The following is a 17,495-nucleotide window of genomic DNA, read 5'->3' as shown; positions in this document are numbered from 1 at the left end:
AGACGGTAGACAAGCATGAATCTCCACGAATATCAGGGTAAGCAGCTGTTCGCTGAATACGGCCTGCCCGTATCCAAGGGCTTTGCCGTAGACACCCCGGAAGAGGCTGCAGAGGCCTGCGACAAGATTGGCGGCGACATGTGGGTTGTGAAAGCCCAGGTGCATGCCGGCGGCCGCGGCAAGGCTGGCGGTGTGAAGCTGGTCAAGAGCAAAGAAGACGCCAAAGCCTTCGCCGCCAACTGGCTCGGCAAGCGTCTGGTGACCTACCAGACTGACGCCAATGGCCAGCCGGTCAGCAAGATCCTGGTGGAATCCTGCACCGATATCGACAAGGAACTGTACCTCGGTGCGGTCGTCGATCGCTCCAGCCGTCGCATCGTCTTCATGGCTTCCACCGAGGGTGGCGTGGAGATCGAGAAAGTCGCCCACGAGACTCCCGAGAAGATTCTCAAGGCCACCATCGACCCGCTGGTCGGCGCTCAGCCGTACCAGGGCCGCGAGCTGGCTTTCAAGCTGGGCCTGCAGGGCGACCAGATCAAGCAGTTCGTGCACATCTTCACCGGCCTCGCCAAGCTGTTCCAGGACTACGACCTGGCCCTGCTGGAAATCAACCCGCTGGTGATCAAGAAGGACGGCAACCTGCACTGCCTGGATGCCAAGATCAACATCGACGGCAACGCCCTGTACCGCCAGCCGAAGCTGCGCGCCATGCACGACCCGTCCCAGGACGATCCGCGTGAAGCCCATGCCGCCAAGTGGGAGCTGAACTACGTCGCTCTCGAAGGCAACATCGGCTGCATGGTCAACGGTGCCGGCCTGGCCATGGGTACCATGGACATCGTCAACCTGCACGGCGGCAAGCCGGCCAACTTCCTGGACGTTGGCGGCGGCGCGACCAAAGAGCGCGTGACCGAAGCGTTCAAGATCATCCTGTCCGACAGCAACGTGAAGGCCGTTCTGGTGAACATCTTCGGCGGCATCGTGCGCTGCGACATGATCGCGGAAGGCATCATCGGCGCCGTGAAGGAAGTCGGTGTGAAGGTTCCGGTGGTCGTCCGCCTGGAAGGCAACAACGCTGAGCTGGGCGCCAAGGTCCTGGCCGAAAGCGGTCTGAACATCATCGCGGCAACCAGCCTGACCGACGCTGCCCAGCAGGTCGTCAAGGCCGCGGAGGGTAAGTAATGAGCGTCCTGATCAACAAAGACACCAAAGTCATCTGCCAAGGCTTCACCGGTAGCCAGGGTACTTTCCACAGCGAACAGGCCATCGCCTACGGCACCAAGATGGTCGGCGGCGTGACCCCCGGCAAGGGCGGCACCACCCACCTCGGCCTGCCGGTGTTCAACACCGTCAAGGAAGCCGTGGAAGCGACCGGCGCCGATGCTTCGGTCATCTACGTTCCTGCTCCGTTCTGCAAGGACTCGATCCTGGAAGCGGCGTTCGGCGGCATCAAGCTGATCGTCTGCATCACCGAAGGCATTCCGACCATGGACATGCTGGAAGCCAAGGTCAAGTGTGACGAGCTGGGCGTACGCCTGATCGGCCCGAACTGCCCGGGCGTGATCACTCCCGGTGAGTGCAAGATCGGCATCATGCCGGGTCACATCCACCTGCCGGGCAAGGTCGGTATCGTGTCGCGCTCCGGCACCCTGACCTATGAAGCCGTGAAGCAGACCACCGACGCCGGTTTCGGCCAGTCCACCTGCGTGGGCATCGGCGGCGACCCGATCCCGGGTTCCAACTTCATCGACATCCTCAAGCTGTTCCAGGAAGACCCGGCGACCGAAGCGATCGTGATGATCGGTGAGATCGGCGGTTCCGCCGAGGAAGAGGCCGCTGCCTTCATCAAGGCCAACGTGACCAAGCCGGTGGTTTCCTACATCGCCGGCGTCACCGCTCCGCCCGGCAAGCGTATGGGCCACGCCGGCGCGATCATCTCTGGCGGCAAAGGCACCGCGGACGAGAAGTTCGCCGCCCTGCAGGATGCCGGTGTGAAGACCGTGCGTTCCCTGGCCGACATCGGCAAGGCCCTGGCCGAGCTGACCGGTTGGGAAGTCAAGAAGGCCTGAGGTCGACGTGACTGTTGAGAGAGGCCACCTTCGGGTGGCCTTTTTCGTTTGGGGGAATACTTTCGAGGCCGTTAGGAATTCTGACCAAGCGGACACTATTTACAGATTTGCGACATCCGCCATTGGCGGTTCGACGCGTCGGACAGCCAGCAGTCGCTGAATGCGGCCGTTTCCATTAAGGTGCCGCCTTCGCCGCGCCGACCTTCTTACCCAGGGGTAGCAGGCGCTTTCCATGGTCCCTCCCAACCGGAAGGATGACGTTTCCCTCGACCCCAAGGGGAGACCCTCTGCAATGACGATTTCCTGCATGTGGTATTTCCCGAAATGATTCGTTTGAAAGGTCTGGATCTGCTGGCCCTCGGCTTCATGACATTCGCGCTGTTCTTGGGTGCGGGCAACATCATCTTTCCGCCGAGCGCCGGTATGGCTGCCGGGCAGAACATGGGCCAGGCGGCCTTCGGTTTCCTCCTCACCGGCGTCGGCCTGCCGTTGCTGACGGTCGTGGCCCTGGCCAGGGTAGGGGGTGGCATGGAGCGACTGACCGCACCGCTCGGCAAGTCCGCCGGTACGCTTCTCGCCGTGGCGGTCTATCTGGCGATCGGCCCGCTGTTCGCGACACCGCGTACCGCCGTGGTGTCATTCGAAATGGGCGTGGCGCCGTTCACCGGCAACAGCGGTATGCCGCTACTGCTCTATACGCTGGCCTACTTCGTCGCCGTGCTGTTCCTTTCGCTCAATCCGGGGCGCCTGGTGGACCGCATCGGCAAGTTCATCACCCCGGTCCTTCTGGCTGCCTTGCTGGTGCTGGGTGGCGCTGCACTGTTCGCGCCGGCCGGGGAGGTCGGCGTGACCTCCGACAGCTATCAGGCCGCACCGTTCGTGCAAGGTTTCCTGCAGGGCTACCTGACCATGGATACCCTGGGTGCTCTGGTGTTCGGCATCGTCATCGCCACGGCGATCCGTGACCGCGGCGTAAGCGATGCGGGCCTGGTGACGCGCTATTCAGTGGTGGCAGGGATTATCGCTGCCGTCGGCCTGTCGCTGGTCTATATGGCGCTGTTTTACCTCGGCGCCACCAGCCAGGGGATTGCCGGTGACGCGCAGAATGGCGTGCAGATTCTGACAACCTACGTCCAGCACACCTTCGGCACGACCGGCAGTCTGCTGCTGTCCGTGGTCATCACGCTGGCTTGCCTGACCACCGCAGTCGGCCTGCTGACCGCCTGCGGAGAGTTCTTCAGCGGCCTGCTGCCAGTCTCCTACCGCACCGTAGTCATTCTCTTCGGCTTGTTCAGCCTGGGTGTCGCCAACCAGGGGCTGACCCAGTTGATCAGTGTTTCGGTGCCGGTTCTGGTCGGCCTCTATCCGTTGGCCATCGTGCTGGTCGCGCTGAGCCTGCTGGATCGTCTGTGGCTGTCGCAGCGCCTGGTGTTCGTACCGGTGATGGCGGTGACCTTGATCTTCGGCGTTTTCGACGGGATCGCCGCGACTGGACGTCAGGACTTGATACCGAGTTTCATCAGTCGTCTGCCATTGGCCGAACAGAGCCTTGGCTGGCTGATTCCGGCGCTGGCGACACTGGTGCTGGCGGCGGTGTTCGACCGCATCCTGGGGAAACCGAAGGCTGCATTGGCTTCGAGATAAGCACCGAACGAAAAAGGCCGCCGACGCGGCCTTTTTTGTGGCTTGCGAAAAGCCAGCGCTGTCTATAATCGGCGAGCCCGCAAGGAGAATCCATGTTCAGCGCTGAAAGCTATCTGCCCCATCTTCTCGCCATTTTCTGGTTCCTTGTCTGCTGGATCGGCTATACCCGGTACGCCACCTGGAAGGGCCGCGACACCCCTTGCCTGGCCAGTGTCCTGCACCTCTATAGGGAGGACTGGATGCGTCGCCTGCTGCTGCGCGACAACCGCATCGGGGATGCCAACGTGATCGGCAACCTGGAACGCAACGCGTCGTTCTTCGCTTCCAGTACCTTGATCATTCTCGCCGGCATCCTCACTGTGCTCGGGGCGTCCGATCGCGCGGTGTCATTGCTGGCTGACCTTCCGTTCGTCCAGGCGGCGACCCGGGAGATGTCCGAAATCAAGCTGCTGGGGTTGGCGATGGTGTTCGTCTACGCCTTCTTCACCTTCAGCTGGTGCATGCGCCAATACAACTTCGCTGCCGTGCTGGTGGGGTCCGCGCCGATGGTCGGCGAGCGGCATGTTACCGAGCAGGAGCGTAAGGCTTTCGCCGAACGCGCCGCGCGAGTGATCTCCATGGCCGCCAACCAGTTCAACTTCGGCCTGCGTGCCTATTATTTCGGCATGTCGATGCTGGCCTGGTTCATCAATCCCTGGTTCTTCATGCTGATCACCGCCGGCGTGGTAGTGGTGCTGTATCGACGTGAGTTCCATTCGGACGTACTGGAAGTGATGGTCTACACCCAGACCCCCGCGGCCGAGCCGCTCAAGGAGAAAAGCGAATGACGATTCCATTCTGGTGCTTGTTCATCAGTGCGCTGCTGATCTACCTGGCCAAGGCACCCGTTGCCAAGGCGATGAGCGAGGAGGGGCGGGGATACGACAATCGCCATCCGCGTGCCCAACAGGCCCGGCTGACCGGATTCGGTGCCCGCGCGCTGGCGGCTCACCAGAACAGCTTCGAAATCTTCCCGCTATTCGTGGCCGGAGTCTTGATGGCGCATACCACCCAGACGCAGGGGTTCCTGATCGACGCGCTGGCGGTGACCTTCGTGATTTCGCGGGTGCTTTATTTGATTTGCTACTGGGCTGATTTGCACTGGCAGCGCAGTGTGATCTGGGGTATCGGCCTGCTGTGCTGCCTGGTGCTCATGGTGAGCCCGGCATTGCGTTGACGGACGGCGGACTCGTTCGCGCCGGGTGCCGGCCTGCTGTGACGAATCCGCTCCCGATGAGACGCCGTCAGTTGGCGGCGTCTTTCGCTTCGTCTCCCGCCTCTTCAATGGCGTCGGCGGCATCGTCGGCGGTTTCTTCGATCTTCTCGCCGGTGGTGGGCTCGTTACCCAGCGCTTGGTCGGCCTTCTGCTCAGCGGCTTCGCTGCTTTCCTCGGCGGCGTCGCCCAGGTTCTCGATGGCTTCGGAAGCGGACTCCTTGGCGGATTGCATCTTGTCTTCCGGAGTCTTCTCACAAGCGGCCAGGCCGACCGTCGCGGCAAACAGCAGGGCGTAGGTGAGGGATTTTTGCATGATCATTCTCCAAACAACGGGCATGTCCCGTTCGCGGCATTTTCGAGCTGGAAAATGTGATTAAGTTCCCATTTCGCTGCGGCGTATCTCTACAAGAAGGTATGATGCGCGCCTCGAATTTGATGTATGAGAACCGATCGTGAGCGACAGCGTTATCCTCGAGCGGGCCCAGCGTTTCCTCTCTGCCCTTCGTCATTGCCAGGTCCTGGGAATAGCGGTGGAGGCGGCCGACAGCCATGGCCTGACCCTGCGTCTGCCCTACAGCACCTCGATCATCGGGAACCCCGACACCGGCGTGATTCATGGCGGTGCGATTACCACGCTGATGGATACCACCTGCGGTATCTCCACGGTCTGCGCGCTGTCCGATTTCGAAATCTGTCCGACCCTGGATTTGCGCATCGATTACATGCACCCGGCCGAGCCGCACAAGGATGTCTATGGGTTCGCCGAATGCTATCGGGTCACGCCGAACATCATTTTCACGCGTGGCTTCGCCTACCAGGACGACCCGCAGCAGCCGATCGCCCATGTGGTCGGTACCTTCATGCGTATGGGCAAGGCCGCCCAGGGTGGGCAGGGGCTCAAGCGCGACATTCAAGGCGGTGCGGCATGAGCGGCCTGGATTTCGATACCCTGGTGCGCGAGGCCCGGGAAAAGAACGACTACGACCAACTGCTCGGCCTGATTCCCTACGCGAAGCTGATCGGCGTCGAGTGTCTGCGGCTGGGCGACGACCTGGTGTTCCGTCTGCCGGCCAGCAAGGACACCATCGGCAACCCGATCCTACCGGCCATCCATGGCGGCGTGATCGCCGGATTCATGGAGCATGCGGCCATGCTTCACCTGTTGATGTTCATGGGCATTCCACATTTGCCCAAAATCATCGACTTCTCCATAGATTACCTGCGCGCTGGTCATTATCGTGACACCTTCGCTCAATGCCAGGTCTGGCGACAGGGACGCCGTGTGGCGAACGTCGCCATCACCGCCTGGCAGACAACCCAAGCCGAACCCATCGCGACGGCGCGCGCTCATTTCAAGGTGGACGGGCCCTGATGCCCGGCGCTGCCAGATTGCGGCGCCTGAAAGAGCGCGTCGTTCCGCGACGCAAAGGGCGGCCATTACAAGGAATTCCGGATGGATGCACTGCTGATTCTCGGCGGTCTGTTATTGATGCTGGCCGGTCTGGTCTGGCTGGTGATGCTGGCCTTCGGTACCGGCCTGCTCTGGGGCTTCGGCAGCCTGCTGCCGCCGATCACCCTGATCTACGTCCTGCGGCACTGGCGCACGGCGCGCAAGGCCGTGCTACTGGCGGCCCTGGGGGTGATTCCGCTGGTGGTGGGCATGACCTTGTTGGCCAACCACGATGCGGCACGCCTGGAGGCGATAGTTGCCATGCGCTGGCTGCAACCACAGCAGGAGGCGCCGGCCGAGCTGGCGATCCGTCTGCATGGCGAGCTGAACGGCGAGCCATTCGCACCGCAGCGGGGCGAGCTGATCGACGGCATCCTCAGTTTGCGTGAGGGGCAGGATTTCTTCGCTCGCCGCGAGTTGAGCATCCGCTTGCCGCGGGCGACGGAAGACGGCGTTCGCCTGGATGTCCTGCCGCAGGACGCCGGCAAGCTGCCGGAAGTCGAGGTGAGCTGGCTGCTGCCCGAGCAGGAACTTCCGGAGGCCCGCCGATTGAGCCGCGGCTATACGCTGCATCTGGATCTGAAGCCGGAAGCGCCGAATCGGCTGGTGGGCGATTTCCACCTTGTGTTGCCGCCGCAATACCAGACCACCCTGAGCGGCACCGTGGAACTGTTCACCGACCGCCTGCGCTATCGCGACGATGGCAAGGTGGACACCACCTACGACTCCAGGGACACCCTGGCCTACGTGATCGAGGACTATCTGCAGCGCCGCTTCGCTACCCGTGCGGTGGAGCTGACCGCGCTGCCGACCCCGACGCTGCCGGCCAAGTCCCTTGAGCTCGAGGTCGATGCCCGGATCGACTATCGCTCGGAGCACTTGCCGTTGCGTCTGAGCAAGGCCGGTTCGCGCGGCTGGATGGTGGAGGGGGATCGTTTCCCGCCGCTTCCGCCGCCCCAGGCGACGACCGCCTCCGCCGAGCAGAACCGCCCGGCCCAGGCACCAACCGCCGATGCCGCCCGTCCCGCCGACCGCCGCCAGCGTTTCTCCCTGGAGCGCCTGTTGAGCAATCCCAACCACTACCGGAACCTCGCGATGCGACTGGTCAACGAGCGCGGCGGCACCGTCCAGGGACGTTTCGTCGGCCTCGACAACGAAGGCCATGTGCTGATCCGGCGCAACATGAACGGTGCAGGCGAGGCGAACTTCAGCCTGCGCCCGGACGATATCGCCCGGATCGAGTTGCTGGAGCCCTGATTGCGGGTCTTCTGGCCAAGCACTTGAAATCCCAGGCAAAGCCCCCATCTGGATGGCATCCGCCGCAGTTGCGGCCTGCCATCCAAGTGGAGTTAGACGACCATGAGTGTGGAGACTCAAAAAGAGACGCTGGGCTTCCAGACCGAGGTGAAGCAACTGCTGCACCTGATGATCCATTCCTTGTATTCGAACAAGGAAATCTTCCTCCGCGAGCTGGTCTCCAATGCCTCCGATGCCGCCGACAAGCTGCGCTTCGAGGCCCTGGCCAAGCCCGAACTGCTCGAGGGCGGGGCGGACCTCAAGATTCGCGTGAGCTTCGATAAGGACGCCAAGACCGTCACCATCGAAGACAATGGCATCGGCATGAGCCGCGAAGAGGTGGTCACTCACCTCGGCACCATCGCCAAGTCCGGTACCGCCGACTTCCTTAAGAACCTGTCCGGCGATCAGAAGAAGGACTCCCACCTGATCGGTCAGTTCGGCGTGGGCTTCTATTCGGCGTTCATCGTCGCCGACAAGGTGGATGTCTTCACCCGCCGAGCCGGCGCACCGGCGAGCGAAGGGGTGCACTGGTCTTCGAAGGGCGAGGGCGAGTTCGATGTCGCGACCGTGGAGAAGCCCGAGCGCGGCACCCGTATCGTCCTGCACCTGAAAAAGGGCGAAGACGAGTTTGCCGACGGTTGGCGTCTGCGCAACATCATCAAGAAGTATTCCGATCACATCGCTCTGCCCATCGAATTGCCGAAGGAACATCACGGCGAGGACAAGCCGGCCGAGCCCGAATGGGAAACCGTCAACCGCGCCAGCGCGCTGTGGACTCGCCCGCGTACCGAAGTGAAGGACGAGGAATACCAGGAGTTCTACAAGCACGTCGCCCACGACTTCGAGAATCCGCTGACCTGGAGCCACAACAAGGTCGAAGGCAAGCTGGAGTACACCTCGCTGCTCTACGTGCCGGCCCGTGCGCCGTTCGACCTGTACCATCGTGAAGCGCCCAAGGGCCTCAAACTCTATGTGCAGCGCGTGTTCATCATGGACCAGGCCGACGAATTCCTGCCGTTGTACCTGCGCTTCATCAAGGGCGTCATCGACTCCAACGACCTCTCGCTGAACGTCTCCCGCGAGATTTTGCAGAAGGACCCGGTGATCGACTCGATGAAGTCGGCGCTGACCAAGCGCGTCCTGGATATGCTGGAAAAGTTGGCGAAGAACGAGCCGGAGCAGTACAAGTCCTTCTGGAAGGCGTTCGGCCAAGTGCTCAAGGAAGGCCCGGCGGAAGATTTCGCCAACAAGGAGAAGATCGCCGGCCTGCTGCGTTTCTCTTCCACCGCTGACGAGTCCGGCGAACAGAGCGTCTCGCTGGCCGACTACCTGGGCCGCGTGAAGGAGGGCCAGGACAAGATCTACTACCTGACCGGCGAATCCTACGCGCAGATCAAGAACAGCCCGCACCTGGAAGTGTTCCGCAAGAAAGGTGTCGAGGTCCTGCTGCTCACCGATCGTATTGATGAGTGGCTGATGAGCTACCTCACCGAGTTCGATGGCAAGCAGTTCGTCGATGTCGCCCGTGGCGACCTGGACCTCGGCAAGTTGGACACCGAAGAGGACAAGAAGGCCCAGGAAGAGATCGCCAAGGCCAAGGAAGGGTTGCTGGAGCGTCTCAAGGGCGCGTTGGGCGAACAGGTCAAGGAAGTACGCGTGTCGCACCGCCTGACCGACTCACCGGCGATCCTCGCCATCGGTGAGCAGGATCTCGGCCTGCAGATGCGCCAGATTCTCGAGGCCAGCGGACAGAAGGTGCCAGAGTCCAAGCCGATCTTCGAGATCAATCCGGCCCACCCGTTGATCGAGAAGCTGGATGCCGAGCCGGACGAGGATCGTTTCGCCGATCTTTCGCACATTCTCTTCGACCAGGCCGCGCTGGCGGCGGGCGACAGCCTGAAAGACCCGGCCAGCTACGTGCGCCGGCTGAACAAGCTGCTGGTCGAGCTTTCGGCCTGATTGCCTCAGCTTGCTTGAGGAAGGCCCGCATGGCGGGCCTTTTTCATTTGAGGTTGGGGTAGCAGTCATTGGGCGTATGGATTTGTCTACGACGGAGAGCCGAGCCTGCCTGCTGTGCAATACTCATTCGCCTCGCAGGGCCCTGTAATGCTTTGTGACGTCCTGATTGAAAGCGATTCCCGTTCAATGTCTACGCTGTCTGTCTGGACCGTGACGGAGGACGAGACGATGAGCAAGAGGCTGCTTCCCCTGGTATTCGCCGGTTTGGCCGGATTGGCCGAGGCTGGCGTGGTGGTCGAGCCGGTGCCGTACGAGATCGATGGCGAGCCCTACGAGGGCCTGCTGATCTATGACGATGCGGTGAAGGCGCCACGACCGGGGCTGTTGATGGTGCCGAACTGGCTGGGCGTCAACGAGGATTCGGCGAAGAAGGCCGCCCGTGCCGCCGGCGACAAGTACGTGGTGTTCATGGCCGATCTGTACGGCAAGGCGGTCAGGCCGAGCAACCCGGACGAAGCCAAGGCTGCCGCGGGTGCACTGCGCGCCGATCGGCCGCTGATGCGCAAGCGCACCCAGGCGGCGCTGGAGGTCTTCGAGCGTCAGGGCGATAAGGTGGCCCTGAGCAAGGGCCAACTGGGAGCCATCGGCTTCTGCTTCGGAGGCGGAGCCATCCTGGAGTTGGCTCGTTCGGGTTCATCCTTGAAGGGCTTCGTGTCCTTTCACGGCAACCTGGATACACCGAACCCGGCCGATGCGAAGAACATCAAGGCACCGATTCTGGTACTGCACGGGGCGGACGATCCCGCCGTACCCAAGGAGCAGGTCGACGGCTTCATCGAGGAAATGAAGGCGGCGAAGACCGACTGGCAACTGGTCAGCTATGGCGGCGCGGTGCACTCCTTCACTAACCCGGTAGCCAACGTGCCAGGGCGCAACGAATACCATCCGGTAGTCGCTGCCCGTGCCTTCAGGGCGATGAATGATTTCTTCGACGAAGTCTTTGCGCCCCGCTGAGGTTTTCAATCGGGCAGTTCGATCCGCTGGGTTTCGCCCGGTACGCGCGGCCAGTCGCCTTCGGCCCAGCGTTGCCGGGCCCGTTCGATCAGAGTCGAATCGCTGGCGACGAAATTCCAGTTCATCCGACGCGGCCCATCCAAGGGCGCCCCGCCGATGATTACCGCATGGCAACTGCCGCAGGCGCTGAGCAACGGGCTTTCTCCTGGTTCCAGGATGGCCAGGGAATGCGGCGGCAAGGCGAGGTCGTCCAGCAGCGCTTCGCCGTCGATTACATAGAGCGCCCGCTCTTGGTGCTCCGCTGGCAACGGCAGGGTTGCGCCGGCTTCCAGGCGCAGATCGGCATACAGACAAGGGCTGTGGACCGGTACCGGCGATTCCAGGCAGAAGCCCTGGCCGGCGATCAGATGGATGCGCACGCCGAGTTGCTCGCTGAGCGGCAGGCTGGCCCTTGCATGGTGGCTGTAGGCCGGTGCGCAGGTTTCCAGGCTCCGCGGCAACGCCAGCCAGACCTGCAATCCATGCAACTGGGAGCCGCTCGCTCGGAGCGCCAAAGGCGTGCGCTCGACATGGGCGACAGCGGAGCCGGCGGTCATCCAGCTCACGTCCCCGGGCCGGACGATCTGCTCGGAGCCCAGGCTGTCCTTGTGCAGCAATTCGCCTTCGAACAGATAGGTGAGGGTGGAGAGCCCGATATGCGGGTGCTGCTGGATATCCAGGCCGCTGCCCGGCGGGTAAGTCGTAGCCAGCATGTGGTCGAAGAACACGAAAGGGCCAATGCTGCGGCATTGGGCCACCGGCAGGGCGCGCAGAATGGATTGGCCGGCGATCAGGTCCGGGCGTGGCGCGATCAGGCGGGTAGGCATGGTGGTCCTCGCTGTATTCGTCAGCAGCATAGCGGGTTCGCCGGGCAAGGTGGGTTCGAACCTGGCGAAGCGGCAGCGGTCTACTCTGGCTCAACCTGGGAGGAAACGCATTGCCAACGATCCGGACCGCTCTCGCCTTGATCTTGATAGCCGTTGCCACTGGCGTGTCGGCACGCGAATACCACTACAGCGATGCGCACCTCCACTACGTCGACTTCTTCCAGGAAAGCGGTGGCATGGACTCGCTGCTGGAGGCGATGGCGAAGGGGCGCATCGACCATGCGATGATTTCCGGTATCCCGGTGGCTAAGAAGTGGCACGAGGACGAGCCCAAGCGACCGCGCTACTACGCCGGGGACGATGCCGGCGCCTATTGGTACAGCGCCACCGACGTGCTGGTGGCAGCGGCGGTGAAGAAACTGCCGGTGGAGCAGCGGCAGCGCCTGCATCCCTTCCTCTCGGGCTTCAACCCCACGGACAAGAACGCCGACGCGCACATTCGCCGCATGCTCGAGCTGGAGCCGGGTTTCTGGCAGGGGCTGGGCGAAATCTTTACGCGTCACGACGATCTCACCGCGCTGACCTACGGCGATACCCCGCGCGCCAACAACGAGGCACTGACCCGGGTCTATCACCTGGCCGCCGAGTTCGACCTGCCGGTGATGGTGCACTCCAACATCACCTCGAAGCGCGAGAAGAACCCGCTCTACTTGCAGGAAATCGAAGAGCCGTTGCGCAACCATCCCCATGTCCGCTTCATCTGGGCGCATGCCGGCACCAGCATGGAAATCCATCGGCACCAGGAAAAGCTGGATTTTCTCCTGCCGACCCTGAAACGGATGCTCGATGACTACCCCAACCTGTACATCGATCTGTCCTGGACGGTCCTGCGCCCCTATCTGCTGAATGCACAGGGGCAACCCGACCCGGACTGGGTGCAGTTGGTCAGTAGCTATCCCTCGCGCTTCATGCTGGGCTCCGATGTGGTCGGCCGTTTCGATGGGCTCGACGAATACCTGCATGCCTTCGATCCGTTCCTCGATGCATTGCCCGAGGAGGTCGCGCGGAAGGTAGCGCGCGACAATTTCCTCGCCGTGTTGCCGCGACGGGTCCAGGCGGAACTGCCGCGCTGAACGTGGCGGATTGTCATCAGCCTGTCATGCCCGCGTCATAGGCTCGCGCCATCTCGAACCAAGGAGCATGAGAATGCAATACCTCCCGCCGAGCGTGCTGGTTGCGCTGTTGTCTTTCGCCGGCCTGGCCGGCGCCGATGTCCGAGTCGATGGCCCGGTCGAGTACGGTCTGTTCGAGCGGCAGTACCAAGACGTCCAGCCCGGTGAGCGTGTGCTCACCCGCAGCAACGAGCAGATTCGCCAGACCCAGGACATCCCGGCCCGCCTCGGTAGCAAGTTCGGGATGCGTTATTCCCTGGCGGACAAGCGTGCCGACGACACGCCGTTGACTCTGATCTATTTCACCCCCGGTGTGATTACCCCGGACGGCAAGCGTCACGACAAGTTCGAAGTCGTGCAAGAGCTGGTGCCGGAGGCGCCGTTGGATGTCATGGCCTACGAGTTCACCGAATCCCATGAAGTGGTGCCCGGCGAATGGCATTTCATGGTGTTCCAGGGCGACCGCAAGCTGGCCGAGCAACGTTTCAACGTGCGTTGATGAGGAGGGGCGAGTCGAGCGCATCGCCTCGCCCGGTTGCTCGTCTCGTCGAATCACTTCTTCCTGGCCTGCCGTTGCGCTGAGCAGGCCTCTCCAGCCGACCGTTCATCGTCGGCCTTCTCCGCCCCCATAAAGAATGCCCTGGGCAGGCCGATGGCCAGTCGAGGGGCAATCGCGGTCGAGCGATCGGGCAAGTCGCCAAAGTCAGGCTAGATTGATCAATTACAACGCCGCTTCGTTGTAAGGAAAGGACGGCCCCGCTAAGTTCACTTCTTGCGAAAGGTGGCCCTATGGCTGGCAATCTGTCTGTAAAAGCGAAACTCGGTCTGAGTTTCGGTCTGCTCACTCTGATCCTCCTCGTCGTTTCGCTCCTGTCGCTCATGGAACTGGGCGAATCCAACCAGCGTTTTTCTTCCTACGTCCATGGCGTCAGCGAGCGCAACAACCTGGCCGCGGAGCTAATGATGGCGGCCGACCAGCGGGCCATTTCGGCGCGCAATATGGTTCTGGTCTCGACGCCGGCCGAGCGTGAGGAAGAGCGGCTGAAAGTTGTCCAGGCTCATGAAAAAGTACACAACATGTTGGAACGGCTCAGAGCGGCAATTGCTCAGGCCGGGGAAGAGGCACGTGATGAAGAGAGACTGATGGCTGAAATCATCAGGGTGGAAGGGCTTTACGGCCCAGTTGCTCTGGATATCGTCGCGTTGGCCGTGAAGGGCGAGCGAGAAGCAGCAGTCGCCAAGATGAATGCCGAGTGCCGTCCCTTGCTGGCGGAGTTGGTAAAAGCCGTCGAGGCTTACCTGCAACATAGTGCAGCCAGTGCGAAAGCCAACGAGGAGACGGCTAACGCAAGCTATGCCGTGCAACGCAATCTGTTGGTGGGCGTTTGCGTGCTGGCGATCGGCATTGCTGTGGCGCTTGCCTTGTTGATTACCCGCAGCCTGACCCACGCCCTCGGTGCCGAACCGGCCGACCTGTCCGCCGCCGCCCAACGTGTTGCATCCGGCGACATGCGCCCGGTTTCCGGTATCGAGGCGGCCGCGGCTGGTAGCGTGCTGGCCTCGCTCGGCGAGATGCAGCGGAACCTGAGCGGCCTGATCAGTCAGGTGCGCAGTTCCGCCGAGATCATTTCCAGTGCCGCCGAGGAACTGTCGGCCGCTACCGAGCAAAGCAGCGCGGGAGTGACCAGTCAGAAACTGGAAGTGGACCAGGTGGCCACGGCGATCCACGAGATGGCGGCGACAGTGCAGGAGGTGGCGCGAAATTCCGAGGATGCGGCCAACGCCGCCCTGACCGCAGACCAACAGGCGCAGACGGGCGAGAAGATGGCCAAGCAGGCTTTGGTGCAGATCGAGCGGCTGGCTGCGGAGGTCATCCAGTCGGCCGGTGCCATGGCTCGCCTGAAGCAGGAAAGCGAGCATATCGGCGGGGTGCTGGATGTGATCAAGTCGGTCGCCGACCAGACCAACCTGTTGGCTTTGAATGCTGCCATCGAGGCAGCCCGGGCAGGGGATGCCGGGCGCGGTTTTGCGGTGGTCGCCGACGAGGTACGTAACCTGGCTAAGCGTACCCAGGGCGCAACCCAGGAAATCGAAGGGCTGATCGCCAGCCTGCAGCGGATCGCGGAGGAGGCGGCCGGGATGATGGAAGTCTGTCGCAGCCTCACCGACGAGACCGTCACGGGGGTCGGCAATGCCGGTGATGCCGTGGTGACCATCACTCAGATGATCGCCAACATCCAGCAGATGGTCCGGCAGATCGCCACGGCGGCGGAAGAGCAGAGCGCCGTGGCGGAAGAGATCAATCGCAGCGTGACCAAGGTGCGCGATATCGCCGACCAGTCCGCGACCGCCACCGGACAGACAGCGGCCTCCAGCAACGAACTGGCCCGCCTGGGCAGCACCCTGCAACAGCAGGTCAGGCGCTTCCAGGTCTGACCGCCCGGCCTTGGAAACAGCCTCCCGTATCGACCGGTACGGGGGGCTGTTTTCGTTTCGTTCTCCCCATGAGCAGCCGGCAAAACAGAAGGACTCGTTGCGTTATGGTACGTTCGTGCTAGATTTGCTTTCGCAAGTGCATGTGCCGCCCGCCAACGAGCGCAGCGGAATGCAGTATCTGCCGAATGCCTGGTGCACTGTCGGGCCCCGGTAGCCAAAACAAAAAGAACAGGCCGCCTCCCAGGATCGGCCAACTGCCTTGACCGTCCAGGAGTTCCAGCGATGCTCCGTCATTCCTGTGTCTGCGGCGTGCACTCCAAACCCCGTCAGGCGGTGGGTGCCGTGCTCGGCGTATGTTCCCTGCTGCTCATCGATCCGGCGTCGGCTATGGAATTCAGCCTGGCCGACAACGAGATCGGCGGCTCCCTCGATACCACCTTGTCCTACGGTGTCATGTGGCGTGTCGAGGGGCGCGACAAGGAGAATATTTCCGATATCAATGCCGACGACGGCAACCGGAATTTCGATACTGGTGTCGTCTCCGAGGTCTACAAGGCCACCTCCGAGCTGACGCTGAATTACCGCAACTACTCGGCCTTCGTGCGCGGCACCGCGCATTACGACACGCGCATCATGGACCGGCGCAACGACTACTACTCCACTACCGACGGCGCGCAGCGACCCAGCCAGGCCTATCCCCACGACGACCACTTCACTGACGACACCCGTCATATCGCCGGGCGCAAGGCGGAAATCCTCGATGCCTATCTGGCCGGCTCCTGGGACCTGTACGAGCAACCGCTCAGCGCCCGTCTGGGGCGGCAAGTGTTCAACTGGGGGGAGGGCATTTTCTACCGGGGCGGCATCAACGCCACCAACCCCCTCGACGCCACCCGTTTCCACTTGCCGGGCTCGGAGGTGAAGGAGGTGCTGGTGCCGGTGGAGGCACTCAGTTTCAGCCTGGGGTTGAGCGACAGCTTGTCGATGGAAGCCTTCTACCAGTGGAAGTGGAAGGAAACCCGGCTCGATCCGGTGGGGACTTTCTTTTCCGATACCGATCTGTTCGCCGACGGCGGCGAGGCCGCCTATACCCGCTTCGACGATCCGCTGCTGGCCGATCTGCTGGCGGCCTATCCGCTGGCGGCCGGTCTGCAATTGGGTGGGCTCGGCCGGGGCCCTTACGGACCCAATAGTTATATCGATGCAGAGACCGGCACCTTCAAGGTGGCCAACATTGGCAGGGACATCGAGGCTCGTGACGATGGCCAGTTTGGCGTGGCCTTCCGCTACGTCGCCGAGAGCCTGAACGCCACCGAGTTCGGCTTCTACTTCATCAACTACCACGCGAAGGAGCCGCAGATTGCCGTCGACCTGCGCGATTACCAAGGCGTGGACAGCAGCGATCCGATCTGGGCGTTTCTGCCGCCGGAGGCCTTGCCTGGCCTGGCGACCCTGGACATGGCCGGCAATGCCGAGGCCCGTCGCGACTACGTAGAAGACATCCGCTTGTACGGCCTGAGCTTTGCCACCACCCTAGGCGATGCCTCGGTGTCCGGGGAAATCACCTACCGGCCGAACATGCCGATCAGCATCGCCGCCACTGACGATATCCTCGGCGATGTGTTGATTCCCAGTTTGACCGGTGTGAGCAATGTCTGGGACGGCACCGTTCCGGCCGGCCAGGCGTGCACGCCGGTGGCCGGGAAGATGCTCTGCCGGGGCAGCCTGTTCGAGAACTACGAGCGTGCGGAGACCTTCAACGTCTCGCTGTCGACGATCTACAACTTCGGTCCGGCGTTGAGTTTCGACTCGCTGTTCGGCATGGCCGAACTGGCCTCCCAGCACATCCGTGGCAGCAGCCTGGCATACACCGCCTGGGATGGAACCCGGAGGCGCTTCGTTAGCGCGACCGACAAGGCCTACATCGACTCGCGCAACAACGACTCGGACCAGATCAGCCGTGACAGCTACGGCTACACACTGGTGCTCAGCGGTAGCTGGAACGATGTCTATGCCGGCGTAAAACTGTCGCCCTACGTGGTGTTCCAGCACGACTTCAAAGGCAATTCCGACCGGACCGGCAATTTCATCGAAGGGCGCAAGGCGCACGCCCTGGGGCTCGATGCCAGCTACCTGAACAGCTTCGAGGTCGGCCTGCAGTACACCCAGTACTACGGCGCCGGGCGCAATAACAGCCTGCGCGACCGCGACAATGTCTCGCTGACGGCCAAGTATTCATTTGAACTTGGGAAACCACGTCCTTAGGACGTGGTCATGAGTCACCGGCTCTGCCTGTGACGATTTGAGAGGCTCATGTTTAGTCCTCGGTTG

At 62.4% G+C, this 17,495-nt stretch carries 16 protein-coding genes; 14 read left to right on the top strand and 2 right to left on the bottom strand.

The window, feature by feature from the left end:
• Window positions 1-15 precede the first annotated feature (15 nt).
• From sucC to BZL41_RS23210, 5 genes are all read left to right on the top strand, one after another.
• The gene (gene sucC / locus BZL41_RS23230) at window positions 16-1,182 is read left to right on the top strand and encodes an ADP-forming succinate--CoA ligase subunit beta (RefSeq protein WP_084333825.1); all 1,167 of its coding nucleotides are present in this window, start codon (window positions 16-18) and stop codon (window positions 1,180-1,182) included.
• A complete protein-coding gene (gene sucD / locus BZL41_RS23225) occupies window positions 1,182-2,069 on the top strand; it encodes a succinate--CoA ligase subunit alpha (RefSeq protein WP_084333824.1) in 888 nt (295 codons plus the stop codon). Before sucC ends, sucD begins: the two co-directional genes overlap by 1 nt.
• 324 nt (window positions 2,070-2,393) lie before the next feature.
• The gene (brnQ, locus tag BZL41_RS23220) at window positions 2,394-3,713 is read left to right on the top strand and encodes a branched-chain amino acid transport system II carrier protein (RefSeq protein WP_095601450.1); all 1,320 of its coding nucleotides are present in this window, start codon (window positions 2,394-2,396) and stop codon (window positions 3,711-3,713) included.
• A gap of 92 nt (window positions 3,714-3,805) precedes the next feature.
• Window positions 3,806-4,540: a DUF599 domain-containing protein gene (locus tag BZL41_RS23215; protein WP_084333822.1), complete on the top strand. Its 735-nt coding sequence runs from the start codon at window positions 3,806-3,808 to the stop codon at window positions 4,538-4,540.
• Complete coding sequence (locus BZL41_RS23210; protein WP_095601449.1) at window positions 4,537-4,929, top strand: MAPEG family protein; 393 nt, start codon at window positions 4,537-4,539, stop codon at window positions 4,927-4,929. Before BZL41_RS23215 ends, BZL41_RS23210 begins: the two co-directional genes overlap by 4 nt.
• A gap of 67 nt (window positions 4,930-4,996) precedes the next feature.
• Here the strand turns inward: BZL41_RS23210 and BZL41_RS23205 are convergent, their stop codons facing one another.
• Window positions 4,997-5,281, bottom strand: coding sequence for a hypothetical protein (locus BZL41_RS23205; protein WP_174706202.1), 285 nt, complete (start codon window positions 5,279-5,281; stop codon window positions 4,997-4,999).
• 139 nt (window positions 5,282-5,420) lie between these two features.
• On the opposite strand from BZL41_RS23205, the gene BZL41_RS23200 reads away from it, so the two are divergent.
• The 5 genes from BZL41_RS23200 to BZL41_RS23180 all read left to right on the top strand — a co-directional run bounded on the left by BZL41_RS23200 (window position 5,421) and on the right by BZL41_RS23180 (window position 10,690).
• The gene (locus tag BZL41_RS23200) at window positions 5,421-5,897 is read left to right on the top strand and encodes a PaaI family thioesterase (RefSeq protein WP_095601447.1); all 477 of its coding nucleotides are present in this window, start codon (window positions 5,421-5,423) and stop codon (window positions 5,895-5,897) included.
• Complete coding sequence (locus tag BZL41_RS23195; RefSeq protein WP_084333818.1) at window positions 5,894-6,340, top strand: PaaI family thioesterase; 447 nt, start codon at window positions 5,894-5,896, stop codon at window positions 6,338-6,340. Before BZL41_RS23200 ends, BZL41_RS23195 begins: the two co-directional genes overlap by 4 nt.
• 81 nt (window positions 6,341-6,421) lie before the next feature.
• Window positions 6,422-7,675: an MFS transporter gene (locus BZL41_RS23190; protein WP_095601446.1), complete on the top strand. Its 1,254-nt coding sequence runs from the start codon at window positions 6,422-6,424 to the stop codon at window positions 7,673-7,675.
• Window positions 7,676-7,777: 102 nt separating this feature from the next.
• Complete coding sequence (htpG, locus tag BZL41_RS23185; protein ID WP_095601445.1) at window positions 7,778-9,676, top strand: molecular chaperone HtpG; 1,899 nt, start codon at window positions 7,778-7,780, stop codon at window positions 9,674-9,676.
• A gap of 228 nt (window positions 9,677-9,904) precedes the next feature.
• Window positions 9,905-10,690 carry a dienelactone hydrolase family protein gene (locus BZL41_RS23180; protein WP_095601444.1) on the top strand — a complete coding sequence of 262 codons (786 nt, stop codon included), beginning with the start codon at window positions 9,905-9,907 and terminating at the stop codon, window positions 10,688-10,690.
• Window positions 10,691-10,695: 5 nt separating this feature from the next.
• On the opposite strand, the gene BZL41_RS23175 is transcribed toward BZL41_RS23180, so the two are convergent.
• Window positions 10,696-11,556: a pirin family protein gene (locus BZL41_RS23175; protein ID WP_095601443.1), complete on the bottom strand. Its 861-nt coding sequence runs from the start codon at window positions 11,554-11,556 to the stop codon at window positions 10,696-10,698.
• Window positions 11,557-11,666: 110 nt separating this feature from the next.
• Here BZL41_RS23175 and BZL41_RS23170 point away from each other — a divergent pair, with 110 nt between their 5' ends.
• The 4 genes from BZL41_RS23170 to BZL41_RS23155 all read left to right on the top strand — a co-directional run bounded on the left by BZL41_RS23170 (window position 11,667) and on the right by BZL41_RS23155 (window position 17,429).
• Window positions 11,667-12,689, top strand: a complete 1,023-nt coding sequence (locus tag BZL41_RS23170; RefSeq protein ID WP_095601442.1) for an amidohydrolase family protein — start codon at window positions 11,667-11,669, stop codon at window positions 12,687-12,689.
• A gap of 73 nt (window positions 12,690-12,762) precedes the next feature.
• The gene (locus tag BZL41_RS23165; RefSeq protein ID WP_095601441.1) at window positions 12,763-13,227 is read left to right on the top strand and encodes a DUF3859 domain-containing protein; all 465 of its coding nucleotides are present in this window, start codon (window positions 12,763-12,765) and stop codon (window positions 13,225-13,227) included.
• A gap of 290 nt (window positions 13,228-13,517) precedes the next feature.
• Entirely contained in the window at window positions 13,518-15,164 is a 1,647-nt protein-coding gene (locus BZL41_RS23160; protein WP_095601440.1) for a methyl-accepting chemotaxis protein, read from the top strand.
• Window positions 15,165-15,446: 282 nt separating this feature from the next.
• On the top strand, window positions 15,447-17,429 hold the full coding sequence (locus BZL41_RS23155; RefSeq protein ID WP_095601439.1) for a DUF1302 domain-containing protein: 1,983 nt from the start codon (window positions 15,447-15,449) through the stop codon (window positions 17,427-17,429).
• Window positions 17,430-17,495 lie beyond the last annotated feature (66 nt).

This window comes from Pseudomonas sp. PIC25 (assembly GCF_002286785.1).
Lineage (GTDB): Bacteria > Pseudomonadota > Gammaproteobacteria > Pseudomonadales > Pseudomonadaceae > Pseudomonas_M.
The sequence above is the reverse complement of the archived record's forward strand: the minus strand, read 5'-3'. Positions and strand labels throughout refer to the sequence as shown.